Genomic DNA, 18,494 nt, shown 5'->3' on the forward strand with positions numbered 1-18,494 from the left:
GTGGCGAGGGAGCTTGCTCCCGTTGGGGCGCGAAGCGGCCCCAAAAATGGGACTGCTACGCAGTCCAGCGGAAGCAAGCTCCCTCGCCACAGTGACCGGTTCTGTCTTAACTGACTGGCATTAGGGCAAGCCCCCTCCCACATTTTTTAACCGTATTTCTGGCTTACTGGCCGCCGCCCATTGCGCCGGCTTTGGACATTACGAAGCTGATGAACTGCTCGACGGTCATCTTCTGGCCGTTGAACGTCACTTCGTTGTTGGCGTAGTGCAGCTTGGACACCACATCGGTGCCCACCAGAGTCGCCAGTTGCGTACCCACGGCCACACCGCTGACCATCTCGGCCGCCATCTGCGATTGCTGTTCGATGGCTTTTGGGTCGGTCACGCCGCCGACCTGCGCTTGCAGCGCGGCCACGTCGCTGATCATCGGTTTGGACAGGGTGAGGTTGGCGTCCAGCAGCGAGATCATCTGTTTGCCCAGCTCAACCGGCGGCAGTTCCATGGAGGTCGGCTTGGCCAGGTCCAGTACAAGACTGAACTTGCTCTCGCCATGGCTGGTTTTCATCGACAGGTTTTCAACGGCCAGTTGCGGCTTGGCGGCCAGCACCTGGTTGACGTTGGCTTCGGCCAGGGTCTGTTCGGCTTCGGTCAGTTGCAGTTCCGGCGCGGGTTGGCCGGCAGCGGCGGCGGCTTGCACCGGCTGCATCTTGTCCTGGTAGAGCTTGGTCAGCACCAGCATCGCCGGGATGTCGACGTTCTTCATGCTGACGGCCATGGCGGCCGAGCCTACAGGCTTACCCTGGTAACCGATCTCGTCGATCTTGTAGTCGACGCGGCCGGCCAGGTTGTTGTCTTTGGTCTCGCTGGTATCTTTCTGCTCGAAGCCCTTGAGGGTCAGCACGGCTTTCTGCGGGCCGAAGGTGACCTTGGTGTCGGTCAGTTCAACGGTGTTCTGCCCGGTGTAGAAACCGAACGTGGACTTGGACAGGTTGCTGGCGACCGTCAGGCCGGCCAGGTCGGCTTCGAATGCGTCGCCATTGGCATCGACGGCCGCCACCTTGAGGCTGTTCATGTAGCCGTCGGCCTTGACCTTCTGGCCTTCGGCGCTGCTGTCGAATTCCAGGTTGGCGCCGGAGAAGCTCACCGAGGACTTGTCGTCCTTGAACTGCAGGGGCAGCAGTTCGATGTTGCCGTTGACCGAACGGCTGTAACCGATATTGGCCACGCCTTTAAGCGGCGACACGTCTTTGCTGGCGGCGAACCATTGCTCGGTGGTGGCGTTCTTTTCCAGCTCGTAGTGACTGGTGGCCATGACCGGCAGCCACTTCAAAGTGACCAGACGCGAGAACGGCAACGGGCCGTGTTCGATATGGTCGACGAACAGCAGCTCGGGGTTCGGGTTTTGCTCGCCAAAGACACTGCCCTGACCTTTGAGGCGGTAGTGGGCGGTGCTGCTGAACACGCCACGGTCGAGGGAGACCAGCTCCAGGGACACGGTACCGTCCACGCCGGCCATGGAGGTCTGCAGTTCCTTGTTGGCGTTCTGGATCGCGGTTTGCAGAACCGGCTCCAGTTGTTTACCGGTGTACCAGGCGCCGCCTGCACTGACGACGCCAACGGCGACAACGAAACCCAAAAGAACAACTGCTGGCTTATTCATGAAGTGACCTGATCAAATCCTGTGAGAAGTGGGCTGTCTTCCTTGAACCCCGTAGGGGGTCCTTGTAGGAGCGAGCTGGCTCGCGAAGAACGCATAGGCACCGCGCTTATTCAGAATGCACGCGTTATCGTTGACGTTTTTCGCGAGCAAGCTCGCTCCTGCAGTAGTGGCCCGTGTGGCCGAAAGGCTGCGGAAGATTAGCACTGGCGGCCGCAAACGGCCCAGTCTTTCAGAGGGATCAGTTCAGCAGTAGTTCAGGAGTACTCCAGCTCGATTTCATCCAACTGGTGATCGAAACTCTTCAGCCGCGCCGTCCAGGTGTATACCAACACCTCAAACTCGCGGTGTATCACCGCATTTCCGGGGGTGTCGGCCTTGGGGTCGCAGAAGTCCAGCTGGTAGCGCTCACGGGCCATTTGCGTGGCGACGTCGGACAATTCCCGCGCATTATTCAGCCAGTGCTTACCGTCTGCGATCTGCTGATCGAGCACGACACATTGCTTCTTCAGAACCTCGAGGCTCTTTTCCAAAGGCGTGCCGGTGAGGTCGCCCATGACTTCCTGGAAGGTGCGGCCGGGTTGCCAGTAACTGCCCCAGAAATAGCGGTCGAACACGGTTTCGACACGGCGCAGGGCAACCTTGGTGTCCCAGATCGCTACGCGGGTCTTGCCTTGTTCAAGCAATTTTCGCTTCACCCGTTGGTTTTGATAGGACGCCCAGGCCACCACGCCGATGGACAAGGTGCCGATGACCAGACAGGCGCTGTCGAGAAACACCATGGCCTTGTCGAGTTGGTGGGCGAGCATGACGCCGTAGAAATACGCGGCCGATAACAGCACCAGTGCGAAGAGCACGCACCAGAAAGCGGGAGCATAAGGGTTTTTCATTATTGGAATCCCCATGAGCAAACGCGAGCAGTACCACGTGAGGCTTCACGAGGCCTCACCTGACAAAGCATAGCTATCACCTCACGGTTTGCCGGGTTTTACCCCTTGCGTTCGTCCGCTTTCCCAGCCGCCGCCCAGGGCCAGGAACAGGTTGATCTGGCTCATCGCAACCTGGGTGTTGGCCTCTGCCAATTGCGCGCGCATGGCGGTGTAGGTGCGGGTCGCTTGCAGATCGGCCAGGAACGACTCGCGTCCGGCCTGGAAGAAACGGTGGGTCTGGTCTGCCGCCTCATGGGCCGAGCGTTCGGCGTCGGCCAGCGCATCACGACGCTGCAACATGGCGGTGTACTGCGCCAGGCCGGTCTGGGTTTCGCGGATAGCGTTGAGCACCACGCCGTCGAAGTGCGCCAGGGCGCCCTGAGTCGCGGCTTCGGCTTCGTGGATGCGGGCGCGGGCGCCGTTGGTCGGCACCGTCCAGCTGATCATCGGGCCAAAGCCCCAGCGGTTGGTCGCAGGCTGGCCGAGGTTGTCGAGCAGGCCCACGGTGCCCACCGTGGCACCGATGGCGATGTCCGGGTACAAGGCGCCGGTGGCCACGCCGATGCGCGCCGTGGCGGCGGCCAGTTGGCGTTCGGCCTGGCGCACATCCGGGCGGCGCTTGAGCAAGGCCGCTCCGTCGCCCACCGGCAACAGCTGAGCGATGTGCGGTAACTCGGCGCAACTGGCGGTGCCGGCCGGCAGTTGATCGAGCGGCTTGGCCAGCAACATCGACAGCCGGAACAGTCCCGCCTGGCGTGCCGCTTCGTAGCGCGGCATGTCGGCGCGCAAGGATTTGTACTGGGTTTGCGAGCGCGTGACCTGGGTTTCATCGCCACGGCCGGCGTCGCGCAGGCGTTGGGTCAGTTTGGTGCTTTGGGCTTGCAGGTCGAGGGATTCGTTGGCGATTGCCAGCTCTTCGTTGGCGGCGCAGACCTGGGTGTAGGAGCGCACGACATCGGCCACCAGGGTAATGCGCGCGATATCGGCGGCAGCCTGGGCCGCATCGGCACTGGCCTGGGCGCTTTCGATGCCACGTTGCAAGGTGCCGAACAAATCGAATTGATACGAGGTGGTGATACCCACGCTGCCGATGTTGCCCACCGGGACTTTGTCCGCCAGCAAGAAGGCTTCGCCGGATTCCTGCAAGCGCTGCGCTTCGGCCTTGGCCCCCGCGCTCCAGCCCCCTGCGGATTCGGCCTGCTGGGTCTGATAGCGCGCACGCTGCAAGTTGGCGGCGGCCACGCGCAGGTCGGTGTTGGAGGCCATGGCCTGGCGCACCAGCTCATCCAGGCGCGGGTCTTTGTACAGCTTCCACCAGTCGGTCGGCACGGGCGCCGACACCACGTTGTTGCCCTCCCCTGCGAGCGTCCCTTGCAAGTCGTCACGCTTGACGGCGGCCGTGTCCGGCAGCGTGTAGTCCGGGCCTACCGTTTGGCACGCCGACAGCAACAACCCCAGCGCAGCAGTGGCCAGCAGTTGCTTCATGGCTGGTCTCCGGCTTTCGTCTTGTCATCAATGATCGACACCGTCGCCGTGCGCCCGGCGATCATGCGAAAGTCCGCCGGCACATCGTCAAAGGCAATGCGCACTGGAATCCGCTGGGCCAGGCGCACCCAGCTGAACGCCGGGTTGACGTTGGGCAGCAGGTTTGAGCCGCTGCTGCGGTCGCGGTCTTCGATACCGGCGACGATGCTCTGCACATGCCCATGCAGGCGGGCGTTGTCGCCGATCACGCGGATGTCCACGCCCATGCCGACGTGGATACCGTCGAGCTTGGTCTCTTCGAAGTAGCCGTCGATGTGGAAGGAATTACTGTCCACCACCGACAGCACCGGGCGCCCGGCGGTGACGAATTCCTGGGTGCGCGGCGCGCGGTCGTTGACGTAGCCGTCCACCGGGCTGCGGATCACCGAACGGTCGAGGTTGAGCTGGGCGGAGTCCACCGTCACTTGCGCCTCGGCCAGCGCCGATTGAGCGCGAGCCACGCGGGACTGGCTTTCTTCCAGTTGCTCGCTGGGCACCAAGTTACCCAGGCCACGGTTACGCTTGTACTCGCGCTGGGCCTGGGCCAGGGTTTCCTGGCGGTCGGCGACGGCAGCCTGGGCTTGGCGCAGGGCCAGCTTGAAGCGGTCCTGGTCGACGGCAAACAGCACCTGGCCCTTGGTTACCAGCTGGTTGTCGCGCACGTCCACCCGCTGGATCAGCCCGGACACGTCCGGAGCGATCTGCACGATGTCGGCGCGGATGTGGCCGTCACGGGTCCAGGGCGCAAACATGTAGTACATGACCATGCGCCACACAACGACGACCGCGAAACTCACGATCAACAGCGTCAGGACGACACGGCCGATAGTCAAAAAAGGTTTTTTCATGTCATCAAATATCGACTGAGTGAGTCCACCGCGCCCAGCAACAGCGCGTACAGCCCCACATTGAACAATGCCCGGTGCCAGACCAGGCGATAGAAGTGCATGCGCGTCAACAGCCCGTGCACCACCAGAAACAACACATAGGTAATGCCCATCAGCACCAGCAGCGTGGGCAGGAATACGCCGCTGATATCCAGGTCACCGATCATAAAGGCGCTCCATCGGGTAGCGGCGCTTCCATTTCGGTGCCGCCAATGAATTCCACGCCGGGCAACAGCGCCAGGCGCAGGCCGGCCAGGGCGTGCAGCAGGTGCAGGCGCGTGTCATCGGCGTCTTGCAGGCCTTGGCCGTTGAGGGCACGGCGCGTGCGGTCCAGGGTCATGAGCAGACCGCTGGGCGCGGGTAAGCGCTCACCGGCCTTGAGGCACGCCTTGAAATAACCGCCCACGCCTTCCACCACCTGGTTGAGCAGCACACGGGGCACGCCGAGGATGCGCGGCGAGTAGGCAAGCAGGTCGAGCAGGTTCAGCGCTACGCGCAGGTCGCGCAGGGCGATGCCGGTGTCCTGGCCGGTGAGGGCCAGGCGCGGCAGATGCTGCATCAGGCGGTCGAGCATTTGCGCGGCCATGTGCCGGTGCTCGGCCAGGGTGGCGGGTTCGGTGAGGCTGACGATGTCGCGCCAGCTGAAACGGGTCAGGCGCTTGGCCGCCAGTTCGGCGCCGAAGGGCCGGGCGATCAGCGTCCACACAAACGCGAACAGCAGGCCCACGGGCCCGGCCAGGTTGACGTTGGCGAAGTTGAGAAAGTCGGCGTCATAGGCGCCCTGGATGCTGATGAACGATGAGGTATTCACCAGCGTCAGCAGCATGCCCAGGTAAAACCGGGGCTGCACGGTGAGGGTGCCGATGCAGATGAACGGCACGGCGAACGCCAGCACCAGCATCGGAAAATCGTGCAGGTTGGGCAGCACCAGAAACAGGTACAGGCTGGCGAAGAGCACCGACATGGCGGTCCAGAAAAAGAACCGGTAGATCTGCGGCGCGGGGTCGTCCATCGAGGCGAAGAAGCTGCACGCGACGGCGGCCAGGATCACCGCGCTGCCGCCGTCGGTCCAGCCCAGCAGAATCCACAGCACCGAGGCGACGATGATCGCGGTGACGGTGGAAAACGCCGAGTAGAACATCAGGCCTCGGTCGAGGAATGGCGTGAGCCGGCCCAGGCGCCAGTGACGGTACACGGCGCGCCAGGTGTCCTGGCTTTCGCACTGGATGGCGGCTTGCAGGCTGCGGCAGTCTTGCCACAGGTCGACCCATTCGCCCAGGCGATACAGGGCGTTGGAAAACAGCAGCGTGTGGCGGTCGTCCAGCGCTTCGCCCTGGGGTTGCGCGGCGTCGATTCTGTCGCGCAGCTCGCGCCAGCGTTCAAGGGGCGCTTGTTCGGTGGTGCTTTGCAGCCAGGCGTTGGCCTCCTCCAGCAACGGCGTGAGCTGATCGAGGAACTCCGGGGCGCGATGTTCGATCGCGTACACCGCATCATCCAGCGCATCGATTACCGGCAGCAGGTGGATCATGCGCCCGCGCAGTTCCTTGGTGTTGCGCACCGTCTGCGGGCGTGCGCCTTCGTGGGGCAACTGGCCGATCATCAACTCAAGGGTGTTGAAGGTGGCGACCATGCCGCCGCGCAGGTTGCTGACGGCTTCAGGGTCTACCTGGCGGGTAAGGAAGCGCTGGCTGTAGACCTGGGCGTCGCTGAACCACTTGGCCACCGAGCCATCGAACACCGGCATCAGGCGCCGAGGCCAGAACATCGCGCCCACCACCGCCGCGACCGCAATGCCGAGGAAGATTTCTTCCGTGCGCGCCTCGGCCACATCCCAGACCGCCAACGGGTTGTCCACCACCGGCAAGGCAATCAGCGGAAGGGTGTAGCCGGCCAGCATCAGGGCATAGTTATTCGCGGTGCGCAGGTGCATGGAAAGGAACAGCAAGGTGCCCGTCCACAACGCAATCACCACCACCAAAAGATAAGGCGACTGCACGAACATCGGCACAAACAGCACCGCCGCCGCCGCGCCCATGAAGGTGCCGATGGCGCGGTACAGGGCCTTGGAACTGGTGGGGCCGACAAACGGGCTGGAGACGATGTACACCGTGGCCATCGCCCAATACGGACGCGGCATTTGCATCAGCATGGCGATGTACAGCGCGATCATCGACGCGGCGAAGGTACGCACCCCGTAGAACCAGTCGCGGGCAGGCGGGAAGCCGATAAAGAATCCGTTCAAGGCGCCACAGCCTCGGCCGCTTCGAAGGCGCGCAGTACGCGCAGCGCGGCTTCCAGATCCGTGGCGGCGATGTTCGCCAGGACGTCCTTGCGCAGGCGCACCAGTTGCGCTTCCACCGCTTGCACCAGTTCACGGCCGCGCTCGGTGAGGCTCAGGGCCTTGGCGCGGCGGTCGTGTATGTCTTCGGTGCGGCAGACATAGCCGTCATTGCAGAGCCGGTCGAGCAGACGCACCAGCGACGGGCTCTCCATGCCGGACGCCTGGGCCACCTTGACCTGGTGCACACCGTCACCCAGGCGGCCGATCATCAGCAGCGGCACGGCGCAGGCTTCGGAGATGCCATAACTCACCAGCGTGGCCTGGCAGATTTTGCGCCAGTTACGGGCGCCCACCACCATGCTGCTGCTGAGGTTCATCTGGAGTTGTTCGAGGGATTGAGGCACTGGATAGTTCGCATACAGTTAGTTTGCTAACTATCAATATGATAGGAGGATCGGAATTCGTCAAGTTTTGAAACAATTTCTCGATGGATGGGGCGATTCAGCGGCACACCGCTTTTAGTTTTCTCAAGTGTCCCATTTCACTCGTTCCACGCTACACACGAACTCAAACGTACATCACACTCAAGCATAAGCTCAGCCAAACCAAGCAAATTGGAAGTAGAGGAAAGGTGAGACTCAACAATTGACGTCGCGCGTATCCGACTGTCGGCATGGCGGGCCTTTCCAGAAAAAATTCACTTAAGCGACTAAAGCCCGGTTTTTTTACCGCTCGCCATTTTTTTAAATGCTCGCATTTCTTTGGATATTTTTTGCACCCCTCGCCCACCCTGCGACATCAGATTCAACTCGCTGTACAGGGACGGTTCCATGGCATGTTCCTCATAAGCCTGTTCAAGAGCGTCTAGCGGCAGCCTTCAGGCAGTGGCGCCGGTACGTTGCATAACACGAACAACCGCGCCCTGGCGCCACCGCCGTCCTGGCGAATGAGTTCGCGCCAGCCGTTCGGCAGCGGCGCGAATTCATCCGGCGCTTCGTTGCTGCTGATCAACCATACCCGCCGCGTTTGAACAGGCAGTGCTGCCAGGCGATCCAGATAGATCCGGCCGCCATCCTGATCCACCAGCGTACCGAAACCGTAGGCATTCGGTCGCGTGGATGTGCCGTCGGGTTTGGGCGGTGTGTAGAGTTGAAGTTGAGCATCGGTCTGGTCGTAATACACGTAGCTCAGGTACCACATCATGTCGCTGAGGACGATGCGGTCATCTTCCTGGTAGTTGCGATTGACGAACTCCACCGGCACGTTGAATTGGTCGTGCTCATCCACTGTGAATGTGTTCTTCAACCCCACAAGTTGCACCCCGACAACCAGCACAAACAGTGCCGCGCCCAACCATGACAGGCGTGACGGCAAGCGGTCGATGGCAAGGGCCACGAGGATCGGCAAGCCCAAGGCGTAAACGGTGAGATAACGCTCGATAAACACCGGTGATATAAACGAAACCCCGTACACCAGCAGCAGCGGCAGCAGAAAAAACAGCGTCGGCAGGCGTGCCGGCCGGTAATGCCAGGCCGTCATTACAACCACTGCAACCAGTAGCAGGGGAAATAGCCAGAACAGCGGTGGCCAGATATCAACAGCTTCATCCTGCAGTACGAACTGCCAGATCATCGACGGCAGAGACAGCAGGTTGACCGGCTCTTCCCAGCCAATGTCCCCGCCCACCTTGAGCTGGTCGACGTGCTGCACCAGGTCCAAAAGGTTCGGCAGCCAGGGCAGATACAACAGCACAACCATGGCGTTGGCCGCCCACCATGCCGGGCGCGTGATCAAACGTTGGCCTGGTGGCTGCACAGCAAGGTGCACCCAGTGCACCAGCACGCACAGCGCGGTGAAATAGTGGGTGTAGAAACCGGCGCTCATCAACAGCACATACGCGGCCAGATAACGTGTGCGCTCGGGTTGGCGCATCCAGTAAACCAGCGCCAGCGTAGCGCCCAACAGCCAGACGCCGAGCAGCGCATACATGCGCACTTCCTGGCTGTAGCGCACCGCCGTCGGCAGCAGCGCCAACAGGATGCCCGCCAGCAGCGCGGCGCGACGGCCGGACAGTTGCTGCGTCAGCCACATACCCAGGCCCACCACGACTGCGCCGGGAATCGCGCTCATGCTTCTTATCGACCCGATGCTGTCGCCGAACACGTCGATCCAGCCGCGCAGCAGCAGGAAATACAGCGGCGGATGCACATCGTGGGCCGCGTGAAACCACAGGTCGGTCACAGCGTATTCGCTGAGCAGGAGGCTTGAGCCCTCGTCTCCCCAGATCGCCGCCGATGTCAGGTGGTAAAACCGCAGGGCCATGGCCAGCGCCAGGATCGGCACCCACCAGAGGCGGCTAAGCCAACCGGCACCTTCCCCGGTCAGGCGACTGAAGGCCGGCATGGCCCGGGGTTTTGCGTGTTGCTCTACGACAGACCGACGCACCTCAATTCCTCTGGCATTGCCCTGGTTGCCTACGCGCAAGATCGCCACTCTAGGCCAAAAGCCCTGAATTGGCTGCTGGAATCGGACGAGTCAGCAATTTGTGTAGGCCTTCACCGAAGCCTTCGTCGGATCAGGCTATGATTGCCCTCCTCCAAGGACACAGGATCAAGGAAACATTATGCGCATCGGTTTTCTGTCACCACTGGCTCTGGCCCTGCTGGCCGGCATTCCCCTGGCGGCCCAGGCCAGTTCCGACGACTCGTGCTACCCCGACTGGCGGGTGTCGCGTGACAGTCTTGAACCCTGCAACAACCAGCCCTTTCTCAGCCCAGGCAACGACAGCCGGGTAAACCTGCGCCTGTTGCTGGCCGACAAAAAAGCCGCGCCCCTGGTGCCGAATGCCCTGAGCGAAGACGACCTGGCCCAGGGTTTCGGCCCGGTGCCGTTCCCGGTGTATCGCCTGGTGCCGGTTCCGGCTGCAAATGACGAACCTGATAACACAGCGGACGATTCACGCACCGCCGAGCTCGACACCCTGCTCCAGCCGCTGGGCCTCAAGCGTGAGGAATACAAGACCGCCGGCGAGGCCTTCCTCGACGGCGAAGGCAGCCGCTGCCGCAGCAATGATGACGACAGCGCCACGGCATTTATCAGCCAGGTGATCAAAGCCGATATGCCGCCAGCCGAGCGCGACCTGCTGGTGAAAGCACGTTTGCAGTTGCTGACAACCTGTGACTGGCAGGGCCAGGTGGTGGACGCGCAGCTGACCCCCTCGGCCAGCGCCCAACTGTTTCGCACTTATTTGCAGGCGGCCGCTGACTTCTACGGCGGCCGCTTCGGTAACGCCCAGCGCGGTTTCGCCGCCGCCGCGACCAGCGACGTGCCCTGGCTGAAGGAAACCGCGCTGTACATGACCGCGCGCACCGCGCTGAACCAAGCCCAGGCCGAAGCGTTCGACGAATACGGCATGCCACAGCGCGAGCACGTGAATAAGCCCGCATTGAGCGACGCCGAAGAAGGCTTTCTCGGTTACCTGAAAACTTATCCACAGGGCGCTTACGTAGCGTCCGCTCGCGGCCTGCTGCGCCGCGTGCATTGGCTGGCGAATGATCAGGCCAAACTCGCCGAAGACTTCACGTGGCAATTCACCGAGGCCACCGAGGCCCAGCGCAATGTGAGCGTGGACGCGTTGGTGGAAGAAGCCGACCTCAAGTTGCTGATGGCCGGCAACCAGGCGGCGAACAGCCCGATGCTGCAACTGGTCAGCGACCTGATGGCAATGCGCGCCCACACCCCGCCCCTGTTGAGCCGCGAAGCGCTCGACAAGCAGAAGAGCACATTCGCCAGCGAGCCGGCCTTGTTCGACTACCTGCAAGCGGCGTATGCCCTGTACGTCGAGCATCAACCCGACACCGCCCTCAAGCACTTGCCGGCGGACGTGCCGTCAAACCTGGATTACTTTGCCTTCAGCCAGCAAACCCTGCGCGCCCTGGCCCTGGAAGCCAAGCAAGACTGGAAAGGCGCCGAAGCGCTGTGGCTGCAACTGCTGCCGCTGGCCAAACACCCGCTGCAACGCGACCAACTGGAGCTGGCGCTGGCGATGAACTACGAGCGCAGCGGCCAGTTGGCCAGGGTGTTCGCCGCCGATTCGCCGATCAGTGCCAAGCAGGTGCGTTACATCCTGCTGCGCAACGTCGCCGGTCCCGACCTGTTGCGCCAGCGGATCGCCAATGCCACCGACCCGACTGAACGCCAGACCGCACAGTTCGTGCTGCTCTACAAAGACCTGCTGCACAGCCAATTCGCGACGTTCGCCGACGACCTCAAGCAAGCCGCGCTGTCGGAAGACAAACTCGGCACCAGCCTGGGCTACACCTACAGCAGCGGGCAAAGCTTGAAGCTGTTCCAGTGGAACGGTGACAAAGCCGAATCCGGCTACGCCTGCCCAAGCGTCGCGCAAACCGCTGCGACCTTGCAGAGCGACGCAAAAAACCCACAAGCGCTCAACTGCCTGGGTGAATTCATCCTGCGCAATGGCCTGGACGGCATGCCGCTGGAGCAAGCCCGCGCCACCGGCAGTCTCGGCAGCACCGCTTCGGACTTCAAAGGTGAAACCTTCTCGCGCCTGGATGGCTACAAGCAGGTGATCGCCAGTGCCAAGGCACCCAAAACCGACAAGGCTTATGCACTGTTTCGCGCGATCAATTGCTACGCGCCCGCCGGCTACAACAGCTGCGGCGGCGAAGACGTGGCGCCCGCCGTGCGCAAAGGCTGGTTCCGCCAGCTCAAGAGCGGTTACGGCGACACCCAGTGGGGCAAATCGCTGCAGTACTACTGGTGAAAACGCTGTGGCTGGGCTTGCTGTTGCTGGCAAGCCCGGCTTTCGGCGCCGTTGAGGCCCGGGACTATGACGCCTTCTGGCTATGGAGCGGCGTCGCGCCCCAGCCGGTGATCAAGCAGGCCAAAACCCTGTACATCCTTCAGGGCCAGATCAACTCCACGCGCCGCGCACCGCAACGCGGCGTGCAACTGATCGCTCAGGGCATGAGCGTGCCGCGTATCACCCAGGGCGACATCTGGGTGGTGTACCGCGCCAACACCCTGCGATGGCCGGAGCGGGTCTACACCCAACTGCTCGGCCAGGTGCAACGCTGGCGCGACGCGGGCAACCCGGTGGTCGGCATCCAGATCGACTTCGACGCCCGCACCCAATACCTGCCTGAATACGCCGCCTTCCTGCGCGACCTGCGCCAACGCCTGCCGGCCGATCTGCGCTTGAGCATCACCGGCCTGATGGACTGGAGCAGCAACGCCGACCCGGCCGCCATCGCCCAACTCAAGGGCGTGGTGGATGAAGTGGTGGTGCAGACATATCAAGGGCGGCACAGCATTCCCGACTATGCCGCGTATTTACCGCGAATGAATCGCCTGGGCGTACCGTTCAAGATCGGGTTGATTCAGGGCGGCGAGTGGGAAGCGCCGGGGTATTTGCAGGGGAGCGAGTGGTTTCGGGGGTATGTGGTGTTTTTGCAGAACCGTTGACACGGCGGCTGACTTTACGCAGGAAGTTGTCCTCTGTCCGCGGACAGCGGACAACCACCTTCAGGGCCATATGAAAAGTCAAGATTGTTCCGGAGCGAAGGTACTCAGGCCCAGCGTGGCGCAGATCGCAATCACCCGCAAAAACACGCCGTTGCAGATGCAAATACCGTTCGAGACGAACCACTCGCAGGTAAACGGTAGGAAGGCGCAGATTATCCTCAGATCATTGTTGAACGGTTTGCAACGGATACACCGACTCCCACCCTCCTCCCAGCGCCTTGTACAAGCTGACCATGGCCAACGACACGCCGGTAGAGCTTTCCACCCACTGCTCCTGGGTCGCCAGCAGCGCGCTTTGCACGGTGAGCACATTGACGAAATCCGCCACGCCTTCGACGTACTGGTGGTGGGCGGTGGCCAATGCGATCTGGTTCTGGCGCACCGCTTCGGCGAGGCTGTCGCGGCGCAGTTGGCTGGCGTTGTAGCGGGTCAGCTGGTCGTCGATCTCGTGCCAGGCGCGCAGTACGGTTTGCTGGTAGGCCAGCGCCGCTTCCTGTTGCTGGGCTTCACGCAAATCCACCATGCCTTGCAGGCGCCCGCCGTTGAACAGCGGCAGGCTCAGTTGCGGGCCGAAGGCGAAGGCGCGCGAGCCCCAGGAACCGAAATCCGAGAGCTGCATGGCCTGGGAGCCGAGGCTGCCGGACAAGGTAATGCGCGGGTAGAAATCACCCTTGGCCACGCCGATGCTGGCGGTGGCGGCGTGCAAGCGAGCTTCGGCCTGGCGGATGTCCGGGCGGCGCTCGGCCAGCTCCGACGGCAGGCCGATGGCGACCTGGCGCTGGGTTTGCGGCACGGCGGCGTCTTTGGACAGTTGCGCGTGCAACGCTTGCGGTGGCTCGCCCATCAGCAGGCTAAGGGCGTTGATCAATTGATCCTGGCGCTGCTGCAGATCCGGCAGGCGCGCTTCGATGGCGGCGACCTGGGCGGCGGCTTCGGCCACGTCCAGGTCGGTCGCCACACCGTCGGCCAGGCGCAGTTGCGAGAGCTTTAGGCTGTGGCGGGCCACGTCGAGGTTTTGCTCGGTGACGGCGCGGGTGTTCTGTACGCCGCGCAGTTGGATGTAGTCCTGTGCGGTCTCGGCCAACACCGACAGCAGCACGGCGCGACGGTCATTTTCGGCGACTTCCAGGGTGGCGTCAGCGGCTTCGGTCTCGCGCTTGACCCGGCCCCAGAAGTCCAGCTCCCAGGAGGCGGAAAAACCCATGTCCCATTGGTTGAAGGCTGAGCGGCCGTTCTCGCCGGAAGGGTCGTTCAAGCCTTTGCCGCTGTTGCGTCTGCGCTGGTAACCACCGTTCGCATCGACGTTGGGGTAGCGCTCGGCGGTAGTCACCTGGCGCACGGCGCGGCTTTGTTGCAGGCGGCTGCCGGCCAGTTTCAGGTCGAGGTTGTCGCTGAGGGCGCGGCGCGTGAGGGCCGACAACTGCGCATCCTGGAACACGTCCCACCAGCGCTCCTGCAAGGGGTCGCTGCTGGCACGACTGGCCGCCTGACGCCCCTGCGGCTGACTCCATTGGGCGACTTGCGGGTCTTGCGGGTCTTGCGGCCGTTGGAAATCCGGGCCGACGGTGCAGGCACTCAGGCTGATGAGGCTCAGGGTGAGCCAGGCAACAGGTCTCATTGCTGGGCCACCTCATGGTGTGGCGCGACCGCATGCGTGTCGACGCTGGCCTCCACCGACATACCGACGCGCAAGCGCTCGGTCAGCGGCTGATTGGGCTCCAGCACGATCTTCACCGGAATGCGCTGCACCACCTTGGTGAAGTTACCGGTAGCGTTGTCCGGCTTGACCGAGGCGAACGTCACACCCGTAGCCGGCGCCAGGCTTTCCAGGTGGCCGTTGAGCAACTCGCCGTCGAGGCTGTCGACGCGCACTTGCACGGCTTGGCCGGCATGCATATGGGACAGTTGCGTCTCCTGGAAATTGGCCACGACATACGCCTGCGCAAGCGGCACCACGGCCAGCAGTTTGCTGCCCGGCGTCACATAGGCGCCGACCCGTACCGCCCGCTCACCAACCATGCCGTCCACCGGCGCGACGATACGGGTATAGGACAGCTGAAAGCTGGCCATTTCCAGCGCGGCCTGGGCGCGCTTGAGCCCACCTTCGGCGGCGTCGCGCTGGGCCGTGAGGATCTCCACCTGCTTGCGTTCGGCGGCCAGCACAGCGGTGGACTTGGCCAGGCGCGCGGTGGCCTGGTCGATGCGGGTCTTGGCTTGCTGGGCGTTCTGCACGGTGCCCGCGCCGACACCGGCGAGGTGGTTGTAGCGGTTCAGTTCGTGCTCGGCAAACGCCACTTCGGCGCGATCCGCCGCGACGGTGGCCTGGGCCTGGGCGATCACCGAGCTTTGCCGTTCAAGGGTGGCGGTGGCGTTTTTCAGGTGGGCCTGGGCGACCAGGGTATCGGCGTCGGCGGCCTGGGCGGCGGCGCGAAAGTCACGGTCGTCAATCAACGCCAACAACTGGCCGGCCTTGACGCGCTGGTTGTCTTCCACCAGCACTTCCTTGATGAACCCGGCAACGCGAGGGGCGACCAGGGTGAAATCGGCGGCGACGAAGGCGTCGTTGGTGCTCTGGCGCTGGCTGCCCAGAATGCCCGGCGCAACCAGGTACACCAGCACGCCGACGGCAAAAACAGCGATAACGGAGACGGCAATTTTGTCTGTGCGTTTCATGAGAAATCCTTGGGGTCAGGTCGGTGCGCGAGGCGGAAAAATCCGCGTGGGCATCCAGAAAATCAGCAGGATCAACGCCAACGCGACACCGGCCATGACGACATACAGATCCGAAGAGGTGAGCACCACGACTTGCTCGTGCAGGCGGTGCGCCAGGCCCGGCGTGTCGCCGTCGGCCAGGGGCGAATTGCCCAGGCGGTCCACCAGCATGGTCGAGTGGAAATGCCCGCGCTGGGTGGTCAGCGTATCCAGCACGGCGGTGGCGATGACGGCGGACAGGCCCTTGACGGTGTTGAACCACGCCGAGGCAAACGGCCCTTCGATGGGTTGAATACTGCCGGTGGAGAGCATCAGCAACGGCAGAACGGCCATCGGCTGACCGAAAATCTGCAGCAGGTACCAGCCATAAAAATCATCGCGGATCCACGCTGAGGTCAGGTGCGAACTGCCGATGCAGCACAGCACCAGCATGCTCAGGCCGATGCCCAGCACCCAGCGGCAATCGACCCAACGCACGTTGCACAGTGCCGCCACCAGCGGCAGCGCGATCAACTGCGGCAGCGCCATCAGCAGCATCACCGGCGCGGTTTGCAGCGGCCGGTAACCCTGGACCTGGGCGAGAAAACTCGACGGGATGATGATCACCGAGGTCAACACCATCAACACGCCGGCCAGCACGATCAACGCGAACGACAGGTTGCGCAGGCCGAGCATCTGCAACTTGAAGAACGGCACTGGTTGCGACCATTCATTGAGCATGAACAACACCAGCAGCAACGCACCGCCACTGAGCAGGAAGGTGATCAGGCCCGACTCGAACCAGTCCAGGCGATTGCCTTGCAACAGGCCGATCACCAGCATGCAGATCGCCGGAAAGCCCAACAGCAGGCCACGCCAGTTGAAGTGTTTGAAGCGCTCCAGGCGCAGCGGGTCCTGCGGCAAGCCGTAGGCCACGGCAGCCATCGCCAGCAGGCACGGCCCGACGATCTGCCAGAACGCCCATCGCCAGCCGACGTATTCGGTCCACAGCGCCGCCAGCGGCGTGCCCAGGCTCGGGCCGAAGGTGGCCGTCAGGGCATAACCGGCCAACCCGTACAACTTGACGTTGGCCGGCAGGAAACGCAGCGCCACGGTCATCAGCATCGGCGGCAATGCACCACCGGCCAGGCCTTGCACGGTGCGCAAAAGCAGCAGGCTTTCGTAGTTGGGTGCAAACGGGCACAGGATGCCGAGCAGGGTAAACAGGCCAATGGCGCACAAGGTGAAACGGCGCAACGACAGCGTCACCGCACACCACGGCGCGAACGCCATCGCGGCCACCGACGTGGCGGTGTAGGCCGCAACCAGCCAGGTGCCTTCGTCAAAACCGATGTACAGCGCACCACGGATATCGGCGAGGGCAACCTTGGTGACCATCTCGTTGAGGCCCGATACCAGCACCGCCAGCAACACGCCGACCAGGCCGATGATGATGCGTGGGCCGAACACCGGTGGGCTGGGCGCAGTGGGTTGGGCTGCGGCCTCAAGGGCTGGGGCAGCGAGGGAAGTCATGAACAGGTAGCTCGGAATAGGAAATACCCGAGCAGTTTAATCAGGCTATAGCATGACAAAAAGTTACTTGTCGGCAGCTTATAAGTGCGTCAAGCGCAATCCAGATGCGAGAGGACTTGCCCTCACATTTGACTGTGCACGGGTTGAGACTCAGGTGGGCTGCGCTTCCAGCCATGTGGCGTGGCAACTCTCGCGCATGGTTTCGCGCAGCCATTTGTGCGCCGGGTCTTTGTCGAAGCGTGGGTGCCAGGATTGGGCCAACACCAGCGTCGGCAATGAGATTGGCAGTGGGAAGGCGCGCAGTGGCAGGTTCAGGCGCCTGGCGCTCAACAGCGCCTCCTTGGGAACCGGCAGCAGCAGATCGGAATCGGGCAACATGAACATCGCACCATGAAAGCCGGGAGCGATCATTGCCACGCGGCGCTCCAGGCCCTGGGCATTCAATGCGGTATCGATGGGCCCACGGGCGATGCCGCGTCGCGAGATGCTGATGTGGGAATAGCTGGCGAACCGTGCGGCGGTGATCTCTTCGTCGAACAGCGGGTGATCTTCCCGCGCCAGGCCGACGAACGTGGTCGAAAACAGGTTCTGCACCTTCACTTCCGGGCCGGAAGGCATGGTATTGCTTACCCGCAGGTCCAACCGCCCTTCGCGCAGCGCTTCGTCGTCGGTGTCGCCTTCGGGCACAAAACGCAATTCGCACAGCGGCGCCATGCGCTCCAGGGTGTCGAACAGTCGGCCGCCATACACGCCGATGAAAAAGTCATTGGCGCGCACGCTGAAGCGGCGGCGCAAGGTGCTCAAATCGACTTGGTCCGCCGAGCGAAACAACAACGCCGCCTGCTCCACCACGTTACGCACCTGACCTTGCAGCTCAAGCGCCTTGGGCGTGGGCACCAGACCACGGCCGGCACGTACCAGGATCGGGTCACCGACCGCTTCGCGGATACGCGTGAGGGTGCGGCTCATGGCCGCCGGGCTCAGGTTCATCCGCCGCGCCGCGCCCACCACGCTGCCTTCATCCAGCAAAGCGTCGAGGGCGACCAGCAGGTTCATGTCCGGTAGTTGCATGCCAAGCACTCGTGGTCGATTGGGAGTGAACTGGGCGCAATCGTAGCAGGCTTTACGGTTCACATTTGGATCGCGAGGCATCCGTCAGACATCTACAGGCTGACCCACCGCCGCGGGAGCAAGCTCCCTCGCCACAGGGTTCGACGCTGCCCGTAGAGTTGAGTAGATAACTGTGCTCATGGGGGCAAGACGCGCCCCACACTTGGTTTGTGAACGCACTCAAATGTGGGAGCGGGCTTGCCCTAATGCCAGTCAGTTAAGACAGAACCGGTCACTGTGGCGAGGGAGCTTGCTCCCGCTGGACTGCGTAGCAGTCCCATTTTTGGGGCCGCTTCGCGCCCCAACGGGAGCAAGCTCCCTCGCCACAGGTCGCA

15 protein-coding genes are annotated in these 18,494 nt (G+C 62.9%); 2 read left to right on the top strand and 13 right to left on the bottom strand.

Features of this window, described 5'->3' with window-relative positions; genetic code table 11:
- Positions 1-163: 163 nt before the first annotated feature.
- The 9 genes from Q1V60_RS07880 to Q1V60_RS07920 all read right to left on the bottom strand — a co-directional run bounded on the left by Q1V60_RS07880 (position 164) and on the right by Q1V60_RS07920 (position 9,723).
- Positions 164-1,660, bottom strand: a complete 1,497-nt coding sequence (locus Q1V60_RS07880; RefSeq protein WP_300628994.1) for a YdgA family protein — start codon at positions 1,658-1,660, stop codon at positions 164-166.
- A 254-nt stretch (positions 1,661-1,914) separates the two neighbouring features.
- The gene (locus Q1V60_RS07885; RefSeq protein ID WP_300628995.1) at positions 1,915-2,547 is read right to left on the bottom strand and encodes an NADH:ubiquinone oxidoreductase subunit N; all 633 of its coding nucleotides are present in this window, start codon (positions 2,545-2,547) and stop codon (positions 1,915-1,917) included.
- A gap of 81 nt (positions 2,548-2,628) precedes the next feature.
- Complete coding sequence (locus Q1V60_RS07890; RefSeq protein WP_300628997.1) at positions 2,629-4,071, bottom strand: efflux transporter outer membrane subunit; 1,443 nt, start codon at positions 4,069-4,071, stop codon at positions 2,629-2,631.
- Positions 4,068-4,958 (bottom strand): efflux RND transporter periplasmic adaptor subunit, encoded by an 891-nt coding sequence (locus Q1V60_RS07895; protein ID WP_300628998.1) that lies wholly within the window; start codon positions 4,956-4,958, stop codon positions 4,068-4,070. The genes Q1V60_RS07890 and Q1V60_RS07895 overlap by 4 nt, the downstream gene beginning before the upstream one ends.
- Positions 4,955-5,164, bottom strand: coding sequence for a DUF1656 domain-containing protein (locus Q1V60_RS07900; RefSeq protein WP_003187469.1), 210 nt, complete (start codon positions 5,162-5,164; stop codon positions 4,955-4,957). The genes Q1V60_RS07895 and Q1V60_RS07900 overlap by 4 nt, the downstream gene beginning before the upstream one ends.
- Positions 5,161-7,239, bottom strand: a complete 2,079-nt coding sequence (locus Q1V60_RS07905) for an FUSC family protein (RefSeq protein WP_300629005.1) — start codon at positions 7,237-7,239, stop codon at positions 5,161-5,163. Before Q1V60_RS07905 ends, Q1V60_RS07900 begins: the two co-directional genes overlap by 4 nt.
- Complete coding sequence (locus tag Q1V60_RS07910) at positions 7,236-7,655, bottom strand: MarR family transcriptional regulator (protein ID WP_300629007.1); 420 nt, start codon at positions 7,653-7,655, stop codon at positions 7,236-7,238. The genes Q1V60_RS07905 and Q1V60_RS07910 overlap by 4 nt, the downstream gene beginning before the upstream one ends.
- A 332-nt stretch (positions 7,656-7,987) precedes the next feature.
- Positions 7,988-8,110, bottom strand: coding sequence for a hypothetical protein (locus tag Q1V60_RS07915; RefSeq protein ID WP_300629009.1), 123 nt, complete (start codon positions 8,108-8,110; stop codon positions 7,988-7,990).
- Between the two features lie 32 nt (positions 8,111-8,142).
- Positions 8,143-9,723: a glycosyltransferase family 39 protein gene (locus tag Q1V60_RS07920; protein WP_300629011.1), complete on the bottom strand. Its 1,581-nt coding sequence runs from the start codon at positions 9,721-9,723 to the stop codon at positions 8,143-8,145.
- Between the two features lie 178 nt (positions 9,724-9,901).
- Here Q1V60_RS07920 and Q1V60_RS07925 point away from each other — a divergent pair, with 178 nt between their 5' ends.
- Both Q1V60_RS07925 and Q1V60_RS07930 read left to right on the top strand, forming a co-directional pair.
- On the top strand, positions 9,902-12,064 hold the full coding sequence (locus tag Q1V60_RS07925; protein WP_300629013.1) for an outer membrane assembly lipoprotein YfiO: 2,163 nt from the start codon (positions 9,902-9,904) through the stop codon (positions 12,062-12,064).
- On the top strand, positions 12,061-12,765 hold the full coding sequence (locus Q1V60_RS07930; protein ID WP_300629016.1) for a DUF3142 domain-containing protein: 705 nt from the start codon (positions 12,061-12,063) through the stop codon (positions 12,763-12,765). The genes Q1V60_RS07925 and Q1V60_RS07930 overlap by 4 nt, the downstream gene beginning before the upstream one ends.
- A 223-nt stretch (positions 12,766-12,988) precedes the next feature.
- On the opposite strand, the gene Q1V60_RS07935 is transcribed toward Q1V60_RS07930, so the two are convergent.
- The 4 genes from Q1V60_RS07935 to Q1V60_RS07950 all read right to left on the bottom strand — a co-directional run bounded on the left by Q1V60_RS07935 (position 12,989) and on the right by Q1V60_RS07950 (position 18,120).
- The gene (locus tag Q1V60_RS07935) at positions 12,989-14,443 is read right to left on the bottom strand and encodes an efflux transporter outer membrane subunit (RefSeq protein ID WP_300629018.1); all 1,455 of its coding nucleotides are present in this window, start codon (positions 14,441-14,443) and stop codon (positions 12,989-12,991) included.
- Positions 14,440-15,498 carry an HlyD family secretion protein gene (locus Q1V60_RS07940; RefSeq protein ID WP_300629020.1) on the bottom strand — a complete coding sequence of 353 codons (1,059 nt, stop codon included), beginning with the start codon at positions 15,496-15,498 and terminating at the stop codon, positions 14,440-14,442. The genes Q1V60_RS07935 and Q1V60_RS07940 overlap by 4 nt, the downstream gene beginning before the upstream one ends.
- Before the next feature lie 15 nt (positions 15,499-15,513).
- A complete protein-coding gene (locus Q1V60_RS07945; RefSeq protein WP_300629022.1) occupies positions 15,514-17,049 on the bottom strand; it encodes an MFS transporter in 1,536 nt (511 codons plus the stop codon).
- Positions 17,050-17,199: 150 nt separating this feature from the next.
- Positions 17,200-18,120: a LysR family transcriptional regulator gene (locus Q1V60_RS07950; RefSeq protein WP_300629024.1), complete on the bottom strand. Its 921-nt coding sequence runs from the start codon at positions 18,118-18,120 to the stop codon at positions 17,200-17,202.
- Positions 18,121-18,494 lie beyond the last annotated feature (374 nt).

The organism is Pseudomonas sp., from assembly GCF_030147005.1.
Lineage (GTDB): Bacteria > Pseudomonadota > Gammaproteobacteria > Pseudomonadales > Pseudomonadaceae > Aquipseudomonas.

Excerpts from the sequence above, each read along its gene's own strand:
- Q1V60_RS07885 (WP_300628995.1), bottom strand. The coding sequence starts at position 2,547 with ATGAAAAACCCTTATGCTCCCGCTTTCTGGTGCGTGCTCTTCGCACTG.
- Q1V60_RS07895 (WP_300628998.1), bottom strand. The coding sequence starts at position 4,958 with ATGAAAAAACCTTTTTTGACTATCGGCCGTGTCGTCCTGACGCTGTTG.
- Q1V60_RS07935 (WP_300629018.1), bottom strand. The coding sequence starts at position 14,443 with ATGAGACCTGTTGCCTGGCTCACCCTGAGCCTCATCAGCCTGAGTGCC.
- Q1V60_RS07945 (WP_300629022.1), bottom strand. The coding sequence starts at position 17,049 with ATGACTTCCCTCGCTGCCCCAGCCCTTGAGGCCGCAGCCCAACCCACT.
- Q1V60_RS07915 (WP_300629009.1), bottom strand. The coding sequence starts at position 8,110 with ATGGAACCGTCCCTGTACAGCGAGTTGAATCTGATGTCGCAGGGTGGG.
- Q1V60_RS07925 (WP_300629013.1), top strand. The coding sequence starts at position 9,902 with ATGCGCATCGGTTTTCTGTCACCACTGGCTCTGGCCCTGCTGGCCGGC.
- Q1V60_RS07910 (WP_300629007.1), bottom strand. The coding sequence starts at position 7,655 with ATGAACCTCAGCAGCAGCATGGTGGTGGGCGCCCGTAACTGGCGCAAA.
- Q1V60_RS07900 (WP_003187469.1), bottom strand. The coding sequence starts at position 5,164 with ATGATCGGTGACCTGGATATCAGCGGCGTATTCCTGCCCACGCTGCTG.
- Q1V60_RS07940 (WP_300629020.1), bottom strand. The coding sequence starts at position 15,498 with ATGAAACGCACAGACAAAATTGCCGTCTCCGTTATCGCTGTTTTTGCC.
- Q1V60_RS07890 (WP_300628997.1), bottom strand. The coding sequence starts at position 4,071 with ATGAAGCAACTGCTGGCCACTGCTGCGCTGGGGTTGTTGCTGTCGGCG.
- Q1V60_RS07880 (WP_300628994.1), bottom strand. The coding sequence starts at position 1,660 with ATGAATAAGCCAGCAGTTGTTCTTTTGGGTTTCGTTGTCGCCGTTGGC.
- Q1V60_RS07950 (WP_300629024.1), bottom strand. The coding sequence starts at position 18,120 with ATGCAACTACCGGACATGAACCTGCTGGTCGCCCTCGACGCTTTGCTG.